This window comes from Sphingobacterium kyonggiense, from assembly GCF_039536825.1.
Classification (GTDB): Bacteria; Bacteroidota; Bacteroidia; order Sphingobacteriales; family Sphingobacteriaceae; genus Sphingobacterium; species Sphingobacterium kyonggiense.
Window position 1 is genome coordinate 23,188 of sequence record NZ_BAAAZI010000003.1, and the last position, 9,487, is coordinate 32,674.

Annotated in this window: 10 protein-coding genes; 2 read left to right on the forward strand and 8 right to left on the reverse strand. The window is 35.4% G+C overall.

Going from position 1 to position 9,487, the window contains the following annotated elements; genetic code table 11:
• Window position 1: 1 nt before the first annotated feature.
• Both ABD676_RS01025 and ABD676_RS01030 read left to right on the forward strand, forming a co-directional pair.
• A complete protein-coding gene (locus ABD676_RS01025) occupies window positions 2–631 on the forward strand; it encodes a DUF502 domain-containing protein (RefSeq protein ID WP_344672828.1) in 630 nt (209 codons plus the stop codon).
• A 7-nt stretch (window positions 632–638) separates the two neighbouring features.
• Window positions 639–1,241, forward strand: coding sequence for a LytS family sensor histidine kinase (locus tag ABD676_RS01030; protein WP_344672829.1), 603 nt, complete (start codon window positions 639–641; stop codon window positions 1,239–1,241).
• Between the two features lie 73 nt (window positions 1,242–1,314).
• Here the strand turns inward: ABD676_RS01030 and ABD676_RS01035 are convergent, their stop codons facing one another.
• The 8 genes from ABD676_RS01035 to lpxB all read right to left on the reverse strand — a co-directional run bounded on the left by ABD676_RS01035 (window position 1,315) and on the right by lpxB (window position 9,166).
• Window positions 1,315–1,698 carry a hypothetical protein gene (locus ABD676_RS01035; RefSeq protein ID WP_344672830.1) on the reverse strand — a complete coding sequence of 128 codons (384 nt, stop codon included), beginning with the start codon at window positions 1,696–1,698 and terminating at the stop codon, window positions 1,315–1,317.
• A gap of 108 nt (window positions 1,699–1,806) precedes the next feature.
• Window positions 1,807–2,871 carry a PA0069 family radical SAM protein gene (locus ABD676_RS01040; protein WP_344672831.1) on the reverse strand — a complete coding sequence of 355 codons (1,065 nt, stop codon included), beginning with the start codon at window positions 2,869–2,871 and terminating at the stop codon, window positions 1,807–1,809.
• Window positions 2,872–2,923: 52 nt separating this feature from the next.
• A complete protein-coding gene (gene ppk1, locus ABD676_RS01045; protein ID WP_344672832.1) occupies window positions 2,924–5,014 on the reverse strand; it encodes a polyphosphate kinase 1 in 2,091 nt (696 codons plus the stop codon).
• Window positions 5,015–5,606: 592 nt separating this feature from the next.
• Entirely contained in the window at window positions 5,607–5,987 is a 381-nt protein-coding gene (locus ABD676_RS01050; protein WP_344672833.1) for a hypothetical protein, read from the reverse strand.
• A gap of 6 nt (window positions 5,988–5,993) precedes the next feature.
• The gene (locus tag ABD676_RS01055; RefSeq protein ID WP_344672834.1) at window positions 5,994–6,572 is read right to left on the reverse strand and encodes a DJ-1/PfpI family protein; all 579 of its coding nucleotides are present in this window, start codon (window positions 6,570–6,572) and stop codon (window positions 5,994–5,996) included.
• A gap of 15 nt (window positions 6,573–6,587) precedes the next feature.
• Window positions 6,588–7,157 carry an NADPH-dependent FMN reductase gene (locus ABD676_RS01060; protein WP_344672835.1) on the reverse strand — a complete coding sequence of 190 codons (570 nt, stop codon included), beginning with the start codon at window positions 7,155–7,157 and terminating at the stop codon, window positions 6,588–6,590.
• Window positions 7,158–7,376: 219 nt separating this feature from the next.
• On the reverse strand, window positions 7,377–8,000 hold the full coding sequence (locus ABD676_RS01065) for a hypothetical protein (protein WP_344672836.1): 624 nt from the start codon (window positions 7,998–8,000) through the stop codon (window positions 7,377–7,379).
• A 47-nt stretch (window positions 8,001–8,047) separates the two neighbouring features.
• Complete coding sequence (gene lpxB / locus ABD676_RS01070) at window positions 8,048–9,166, reverse strand: lipid-A-disaccharide synthase (RefSeq protein WP_344672837.1); 1,119 nt, start codon at window positions 9,164–9,166, stop codon at window positions 8,048–8,050.
• Window positions 9,167–9,487: the final 321 nt, after the last annotated feature.

Below are 9,487 nucleotides of genomic sequence, written 5' to 3' on the forward strand. Positions count from 1 at the left end.
GATGATACGTAAGTTTTTTCAGAAGTTTTTCTATTATTTAATCAAAGGTACATTGGTTGTAGCACCTGTTGCAGGGGCTATTTTTGTCATTGTGTGGTTGGTTGCTACCTTAGATGGTGCCCTTAATATTACAGAACATTTCCTTGAGGATGAAACCGGACACCCTTTATATATTCCTGGGATTGGTATTCTCTCTGTTATTTTGCTATTGGCTTTAATTGGGCTAATCTTCACCACCTTAGTAACTGCGCCTATTCGTGCTTGGCTGAATAGAACCATTAATAAAATTCCATTATTCAATACCTTATATTCCTCCATTAAAGACTTTACAGAAGCTTTTGTTGGGGATGCAAAGAAGTTTAATGAACCAGTATTGGTGATCGTTAATGATATGGGACTAAAGAAGGTCGGTTTTTTAACACAGAAAGACTTATCTTCAATTGGTCTCCCATATGAGGTAATTGTTTATTTCCCTTATTCCTATTCTGTTGCTGGTCAAATAGTCGTTGTCAGTGCAGATAAAGTCATCAAATTAAACATGTCTGCAACTGATGCCATGAAATTGGCGGTTTCAGGAGGTGTAAGTGGGTTAGAAGGCACCAAAGGACCTGCAATCGATCCGGTAAAATAATACAATCATGTTTTGGTCTAAAAAGAATGGCAATAAATCCCAAGAGTTTCAAGAAATACTAAAACTCCGGTCTGAATTATCATTTAAAGGAATTCAATTTGATAAAGCCTTATTTCAATTATTGACTCCACTATTTGAGGAAAACCCTTTATTATTCAAAGATTGGAAAGACCTCCAAAATAAGGTTTTACAAGCAGTAGAAGAGAAAACTTGGACTATTCAGGATGAAATTGAATTTATAGAATCCTATGTCAACCTGTGGAAGATAGCCAAATCTGATGAATTGCACACTCAACTTACCATAAAAGGAAATCAACAAGATATTCAAATATTCCCATTAATTACCTTTGGCGCTATTCAGAATGCTTTACAATTGGGTTATAATAGTATGCGTGAGCATCCTTTGAAAATTCGTATTCAGCTAAGTCAATCTACTCTTCAACTCGAAGTAAGCAATCGGGTAAATCATTATTTACAAAATCAAGCTGATAATATGCAGTTTGAATATTGGAAAAATAGACTTGAATATCGTTATCCAGAAAAACATCAGCTATTTGTGAATAGTAATTCAAATATCTTTAAGAGTACTTTAATATTACAGATCGCCTAATGAAGTAATAGAAAAAGGGCATCTAATTTTAGATGCCCTTTTAAAGTTAAATTATTCCTGTATATCGAAATTCTTAATCACGAGTACACTGAGCTGTCCAGACTTTGCTGTCCTTGCTATAGGTAATGTCCAAATCATTGTTGTCAATAGTTATAGATCCTAAAGCCTCATCACTAAAGAAAATTTTTGTGTTACTTCCTTTTTCCATTTTAATTCCGGTAATGTTTGGAATTCCACGGTCAAAACGGAAGCTGTAGGTATCACCAACTTTGGTTACCCATACAGTACCTGGTCCTTTTGATACATCTCCATCTCCATTTAATTCGGTATAACTGATGTCGCCTTTGTAATCATCAACAAAGAAATCATTATCTGCAGGATCATCATCTTTAGAACAGGCACTCACTGCAACCATCATTACAAATAAAAAGCTGAATAGTTTTAATGTTGTTTTCATAGCATAATTGTTTATGTTTTTCAATAGTTATCAATTGATATAACCAATTTAAATGCCATAATGCTTGCAACATACTAGTTACAATTAGATTTTAACATTCCTTAACACTTAAAAATCGAATAAATTTAGCTGATTATCCCTTCGATTATTGAAATGTGAACTATCCAAAACCATGGGTTTCAAATTCAATTTATTCCGCTTACAATGCAATTTAAAGTTATTATTAATGATATCAGCTAACTGACCAGAGCCACGCATTCGATTACCAAACTCACTGTTATTTACTTTACCTTGATGACAACTTTGAATGCTGTGCCATATTTTATTGGCACGATCAGGATAGGCTTGAAATAGCCAATCTTGAAATATCTTTCCTATTTCTCCATTTAATCGCACATTGGTATAACCCGCCCATTGTGCACCAGCATCTGCAGCAGCCTTTAATACTTTGGGTATCTCATGATCGGTCAAGCCAGGTATTACCGGTGCGCACATGATACCCACAGGAATACCATGTGAACTAAGTTTTTCAATTACCTGTAAACGTTGTTTAGCGGTTACTGTCCTAGGTTCCAATAATAAACGAGTATCTTCAGTTAGGGAATTGATTGAAATAAATACAGCGCTAAGATTTTTCTTCGCCATTTCCGCAAGGATATCCATGTCACGAAGAACTAAACTATTCTTGCTAATTATGCTAATGGGTTGTCCAAACTCCAAAGCAATTTTTAATATGGCTTGTGTCAATTTGAATTTGCGCTCAAGAGGCTGATAGCAATCTGTATTGCCAGATAAAGAAATAGTTTCTCCTTTCCAGGTTTTCTTTTTTAAGAACTCACGAAATAATTTGGGTGCATTTTGCTTAACCAAGATCTTCGTTTCAAAATCTAACCCTGCACTCATTCCCCAATATTGATGCGAATTTCTAGCATAACAATATATGCATCCATGCTCGCAGCCTTGATAAGGATTGGCAGAATAAGCCATTCCCACATCAGGACTATCTACTTTATTAACTATACTCTTAGGATGTACTATGCTGAATGCGGTCTTTGGCTTGTCTTGTTCCCACTCATCAATCCCTTCTATATGTTCTTGTACATATTCATCTTTGAAAAAAACGTTATGAACGTTCTTTTGAGCACCTCGACCTTGAATATACGATCTCTCCATCTCACTAATATTTTTACTAAAATACTAAAAATATTAGTAATATGTTTATGTTTTATTCTTCTTCAATCTCTATTTCTTCAACTATCTTCTTAGCTGCTAAATACTTATATATTTCAATTTGCGAACGAAATTCAGGTTCATCATTCTGCACATACTCATTATTTTGTTTATTGTTTAAGATTCTCGCTTTCACGTTATCTTTTAATTGAATATCGAGCATGTCTTTAAGTTCCAGTTTCAATTTTCTGGAATTTACTTTTACAGCCGCCTCAATACGATGATCTAAATTTCTAGTCATCAAATCTGCAGAAGATAAATAGGTAAATTCTTTACCGGCATGATAAAAATAGAAAACACGAGCATGTTCCAAGTATTCATCCACAATGCTTATTGCTCGAATGGGTTCTATAAACTTTTTCTGGTTCGTGGCACAATATATTCCGCGAACGATCAAATCAATTTGTACACCTGCTGTAGCTGCTTCATATAGCTTTTTAATACACTCCTTATCGCTAAGTGAATTTATTTTAATGATGATATGAGCTTTTCTCCCAGCTTGTGCTTCAACTATTTCCTTATCGACTAATCCATTCAATTGAGAACGCATATCGATAGGGCATACCATTAAACTTTTATTGTTCTTTATGGTATCAGTAAGTACAGCCTTTGGTCTTTGTAATGCCGTGAATACTTTGTTGATATCCGCCATGACACTTTTATTGCAAGTCATTAAGCAATAATCACCGTATAACTTGGCTGTTTTCTCATTGATATTTCCAGTGCTTACAAAACCATACTGAATGGTTTTATTGTTTACTCGTTTCTTAATGATACAAAGTTTCGCGTGAACCTTTTTATTTGGTATACCAACCAATACTTTCACGCCTTCCATTTCAAAGCGTTCTTTCCAATCCAGGTTTTGTTCTTCATCAAATCGTGCTCTCAATTCCAACATCACCGTCACTTCTTTTCCATTTCGAGCAGCATTGACTAGGGCATTGGCAATTTTAGAATTGCTTGCCATGCGGTAGATGGTTATTTTAATGGTCTTGACATCGGGGTCCATTGCTGCTTCTCGCAATAAATCAATCATGGGCCTAAACTCATGATATGGAAAGGAGAGAAGTACATCTTTCTTCAGAATAACATCAGTTATGCGTTCTATTCCTGCAAAATCAGGGTGTTCGAAGGAAGTTCTTTCTTCCAGTTTTTCATATGACCCAAATACATTTGGGAAATCCATGAAATGCTTGAAATTGTGAATCTTTTGGCCCGGAATAATACTGTCTCTTTTACTTAAACTGAGTTTCCGGATTAAAAACTCCAATAGTTTTTGATCCATATCTTGGTCAAATACAAAACGAGTAGGCTTTCCTTTACGACGATTTTTAATACCCTTGCTGATTTTTTCAACCAAACTGGTATTCACATCATTATCTATGTCAAATTCAGCATCCTTTGTTACTTTAAAGGTATTTGCATTGAATTGATCAAAGCCAAAGTAGGAGAAGATATAAGGTAAATTAACCTTGATTACATCTTCCAGAAGAATAATATGCTTTTGTTGTTTAGGAGAAGGTAAAATTAAGAATCTTCCTAAATGGCTTGTTGGTAACTCAATAATAGCAAACTTGGTTTCATACTGCCATTCTTGTTTATACATCGCCACACCTAAATATAAACTTTTGTCACGAAGATAGGGAAGAGGCTTGCTCTCATCCAGCAACAAAGGAATAATACTGCTTTCTACTTCTTCTTCAAAATACTCCTTAACAAATTTCAATTGGTTAGGCGTAAGATCTTCAGCAGATTTGATAAAGACCTTTTGTTTGGCCATTTCCTTTTGAACCTGGTGCCAAATCTTATCAAATTTTCGTTGTTGTTTTATTACCAGCTCAGTTATCTTATCCAATATGATGCTTGGACTTTCATAAAAATAGCTGTTGGCAACCTTAATATTAAGTTCAGAAGCTCTTTTCAATGCAGCTACACGAACGCGGAAAAACTCATCCAAATTATTGGAAAATATTCCTAGAAATTTAATGCGCAAAGGCAATGGAACATCAGGATCTGCCGCTTCTTGCAATACGCGTCCATTGAAACTTAACCAGCTGATGTCTCTCGGTATGAATTTAGTTGCCATTTGTAGTATGCTCATAATAGCCCAAAGATGTGAGGGCTTTGTTTGGTATAAGTTAATGAAATATTAACAATTTATTAAATAATATATGAATCCCTTTTTTAAATGCTAAGTACGTTACTTAGCTTAATAATTGTTCGCCTAAAATAATACCATGATGCCTTTGCAACAAAATATTTCAACGAACACGTATTATTAAAGTCTATTATTTATCAAATTGTTTGGTAAAACATGTTCCCAAGCAAAGCTGATATTTTAAATTTTATTTGTTCTTGTTAATTGTTGGTTTTGTCACGAGGGTTCCAAACTGCTGAAAAATGAAAGCAGTTGGAGTTAATAATAGTTGTATGTGTGGAGGAACATAAAGTTCCTTTGATTTTTGGCAAACTTTTTTTGGCATATTAGCTTAAATCAAAATTTTATTAAAAGTAACCGACCTCCTTAAAATCATCAATAAATAACGAAATAAGAAAAATCATTAATCCAAAGGTAATAAAAAAGTTGATTCTAAGCTATAAATGTTATATTAAATAATTGTTAACAAACAGAAAGATAATCTTAAATTAACATAGAGGCTGTTTGTAAGTGGGATATCTTATTTATTTACCCCAGTTCTTCTTTGTATACTAATAGCCTCATATTTAGTGGTATCATAGTGTGGTTCCTCTAGAGTTAGTGTAATAGGGTAAGGCTTAAGCTTATCAAAGAAGTAGATTTTAGTGCTACTTCCATAATCATTGACAGGAAACATATCCGCACATTGATCATAGGCGGCATTCTGTGGATCACCAACACTTACAGCGTAAATGCGGATTATTCCACCTTTATTATTTTCATTTCGAACAAAGGCTACTTCTTCAAAGTCACCTGGAAGTTCTTTGATCGATGGTTGAGAATAGGCATCATAAATAAAATACCCAAGAATTAAAATTAAAGGTATGGCAAAGAACCATACCTTTTTAGTGTTTTTTTGCATAATTGCTTATAAAGTGATTTTTATGTCTAATAGCTGGAAAAATTCCTTTAAGATCGCTTGATGACCAGGCCAAGCTGGTGAAGTAACCAAGTTACCATCTACAACGGCTTGATCTGCCGGAATATTTTTCCAAGTACCACCTGCCAATTCAATATCTGGTCCAACCGCTACGTATGCAGTCAAGGTACGTCCTTTTAAAACTTGCGCAGTGGTCAAAACCTGTATACCGTGACAGATAGCTGCAACAGGTTTATTTTCCTCAAAGAAGTGTTTAGTGATTTCAATAACGCGTTTATTCAAACGAATATACTCTGCAGAGCGTCCGCCAGCAATATAAAGACCATCATAATCTGCTGGGTTTACAGCATCGAAATCCTTGTTTATGCCAAAATTGTGGCCACGTAATTCCTTATAAGTCTGATCGCCTGTGAAATCATGAACAGCTGTAGGTACCACATCTCCTTTTTTACGGTCAGGAGCGATAGCATCTACCTCAATTCCTACGGCACCCATTGCTTGAAATGGAACCATTGCTTCATAATCTTCTACATAATCACCTACGAGTAATAATACTTTTTTTGCCATGATCTTGTTTGTTTATTATTGTTCTTTTGTTGTGTTTAATCGTTCGGACATGGTACGTTTAGTTTTTCTGACAGTAGCCTCTAGGGAAGCACGAAGACTTGGGTCAATAACCCCTTTTCCTTCTTCAAAATTCTCGTAAAAGCTTGGAAGTGAGTAAACAGCTAGGAGATCAGCACCATCCCTTGGCATACGTTTTTCTGCTGCCTCAAGGACCGATTTAGCTCCACGAGCACCATCACTTGTCCCTAACAATAAAATGGGTTTATCAGCAAAAAGCTTACGTCCCTTTATCCTGGATGTCCAATCCATTAAATTTTTATAAGCAGCTGAATAACTGCCGTTATTTTCTGATAAGGACATTAATATCAATTCTGCCCAATCAATTTGCTTTGCAAAGGCATAGGCCTGTTCTGGAATACCTGTTTCCGCTTCACGATCTACCGAGAAAATTGGCATCTCAAAATCATTCAAGTCCAAAATAACAACCTCATCATCTGCCTCCTTATAGTATTTGGAAACACTCGTGACAAATTTCTTGTTGATGGATTGCTTGCTGTTACTGCCTGCAAAAGCTAATATCTTCATATTCTAAATTTAAGGAATTTTTGCCGAAGAAAACCTAATTGTAATGTCTAAAATGAAAGAATTAACCTTATTTTAATATATAGAAGAACTTTCATAAAGATTTAGTACGAACTCAAATTATTTGGAAAACAAAAAAGCCTTGAATCTTTCACTGAATTGATTCAAGGCTTTTTCTGATTATCTCTAATCAGCTATATTTAGTTTTCGATTTTATTTAATTTAAAAGCTTTTTATCTCAGATTTTCCTTCTCTTCCAGGAGAACCAGAGTATATTTGTCCTTGCGGTAAACCCCTTAAACCATTAGGAGCCATGGCAATCCTTGCATAAATCTGTCTCACCTCAGAACTTGGATTTACACGTAATCCTCCTGGGGTCACATCAATAAACACAAAGTTCTTTCCTTTTTTATTGCTGGTTTGGGGCGCCAATCCTTTAGCATCGTAGGCTAAGGTTACTTTCCCTCCATCACCATTCGGGAATGTTTTAGTTCCGTTGAAAGCGTCAATACCACGTGCAATAATAAACAAAGACCCTAACTGAGTGAAGTTTGCTTTTATATCAAAATTAGTCGCATTGTTTTTACTGTCTTGACCAGTGATTAAAACATTGTTTCCAATTTCTGCATAACCAATTTCAAGCTTCACATCTTTTTTTGCATAAAAATCTAGCTTTGACTTATCCTTCATAATCAAGGTGTCAATTCTGATGATCATGCTAGAATCTCCCTTGTTAAAGTTTTTCTTTTCCTTTTTGCCGAGCTCTAATCGCTGTATATGTAGGGTTTCCTGTGCAAAGCTGAAAAGACTTGCCATTATTAACCCTAAACTTAGTAGATATCTCATAATGTTATTCCTCCTATGCTGTTTAGACAATTATTTAGATAAAAAGTTTAATTTTCTTCCCTCAAATACTTAACGATAAGTTTTGCTGTTTTCTCGGATGCGCCCGGAGTTCCCATTTTCTCCATCAAAACCTCGTAGTTTTCCAATACACTTGCTCGATGTTCTTTATCGGTGGTTAATTTACCCAATTCATCAGCAATATTTCGAGCGGTACAATCCTCTTGGATCAATTCAATGACCGACAGGTAATTGTTGATCAAGTTCACCAAAGAAATAAATTGTACCTTGACAACACGTCTAGCAATGGCAACAGAAATTGGGTTAGCTTTGTAGACGACCACCTGCGGAACACCTATCAAAGCTGTTTCTAAGGTAGCAGTGCCAGAAGTAACTGCAGCAGCTTCTGCATGCTTTAGTAAGTCGTAAGTTTGATTGAAAATAACCTTGATGGGGTAATCTCCGATATATTGTTGGTAAAAATCCAAGTCAAAGTTCGGGGCTCCAGCTATTACCAATTGATGCAATGGAAAGTATCGGTGCAGTTTGACCAATTCTGGTAAAATATGTGCAATCTCCATTTTTCGACTCCCAGGTAATAAGGCAATGATTGGGAAATCACTCAGACCATTATCTTCCTTGAAATTCGGATTAAATTCATAACTCGAAATAGCATCCAATAATGGATTGCCCACATAATCAACGGGATAACGATACTGTTTGTAAAAATTCACTTCAAAAGGTAGAATACAAAACATATGATCCACCACGCGTTTGATTTTATATACCCGTTTTTGGTTCCAAGCCCATATTTTGGGTGAAATATAATAGCAGGTTGTAATACCTAACTTCTTCGCATATTCAGCAATTTTTAGGTTAAATCCAGGGAAATCGATGAGTATAACGGTATCAGGCATGACCTGTTGAATATCAGCTTTTACTTTCTTTAGGTTACGGGCAATGCTTCTTAAGTTCATCAAAACTTCAATAAAGCCCATAAATGCCATTTCAGAAGTGTGAATCAAGACCGGTACGCCTGCCGCAGCAGCCATTTGATCGCCACCAACCAAATGAAATTCCGCCTCAGTATCTTCCTTGCGGATTTCCTTAATTAAATTTGCGCCATGTAAATCGCCGGATGTTTCACCAGCAATAATATAATACTTCATAGTTGATAATAACGCTTAAAGATAAGCATTCTTAATTCTATGATGCTATTAAGCTCACTTTTCCATAGAATTATATAGAATATTTTTCTGGAAATTTTTATGCTACTCTGTTTTTAAAGCGCTTTTTCTCTTAGTATATTAACAAGTATTTATACCAATAACCATATTGTTGAGGGTAGGTTATGTTCGTGTTTCAGTATAGTTTGGTTCGAGTTAGGTTTGATACTCTAACGGAATTTCTTCAGATTTAATGCGGATCTCGTTCGGATCTCGTTCGCTTCTAACCGAACGAGATCCGAAGGAGATCCGAACAAGTTCCGA

Excerpts from the sequence above, each read along its gene's own strand:
- ABD676_RS01050 (WP_344672833.1), bottom strand. The coding sequence starts at position 5,987 with ATGCAAAAAAACACTAAAAAGGTATGGTTCTTTGCCATACCTTTAATT.
- ABD676_RS01040 (WP_344672831.1), bottom strand. The coding sequence starts at position 2,871 with ATGGAGAGATCGTATATTCAAGGTCGAGGTGCTCAAAAGAACGTTCAT.
- ABD676_RS01025 (WP_344672828.1), top strand. The coding sequence starts at position 2 with ATGATACGTAAGTTTTTTCAGAAGTTTTTCTATTATTTAATCAAAGGT.
- ppk1 (WP_344672832.1), bottom strand. The coding sequence starts at position 5,014 with ATGGCAACTAAATTCATACCGAGAGACATCAGCTGGTTAAGTTTCAAT.
- ABD676_RS01060 (WP_344672835.1), bottom strand. The coding sequence starts at position 7,157 with ATGAAGATATTAGCTTTTGCAGGCAGTAACAGCAAGCAATCCATCAAC.
- ABD676_RS01030 (WP_344672829.1), top strand. The coding sequence starts at position 639 with ATGTTTTGGTCTAAAAAGAATGGCAATAAATCCCAAGAGTTTCAAGAA.
- ABD676_RS01055 (WP_344672834.1), bottom strand. The coding sequence starts at position 6,572 with ATGGCAAAAAAAGTATTATTACTCGTAGGTGATTATGTAGAAGATTAT.
- ABD676_RS01035 (WP_344672830.1), bottom strand. The coding sequence starts at position 1,698 with ATGAAAACAACATTAAAACTATTCAGCTTTTTATTTGTAATGATGGTT.
- ABD676_RS01065 (WP_344672836.1), bottom strand. The coding sequence starts at position 8,000 with ATGAGATATCTACTAAGTTTAGGGTTAATAATGGCAAGTCTTTTCAGC.
- lpxB (WP_344672837.1), bottom strand. The coding sequence starts at position 9,166 with ATGAAGTATTATATTATTGCTGGTGAAACATCCGGCGATTTACATGGC.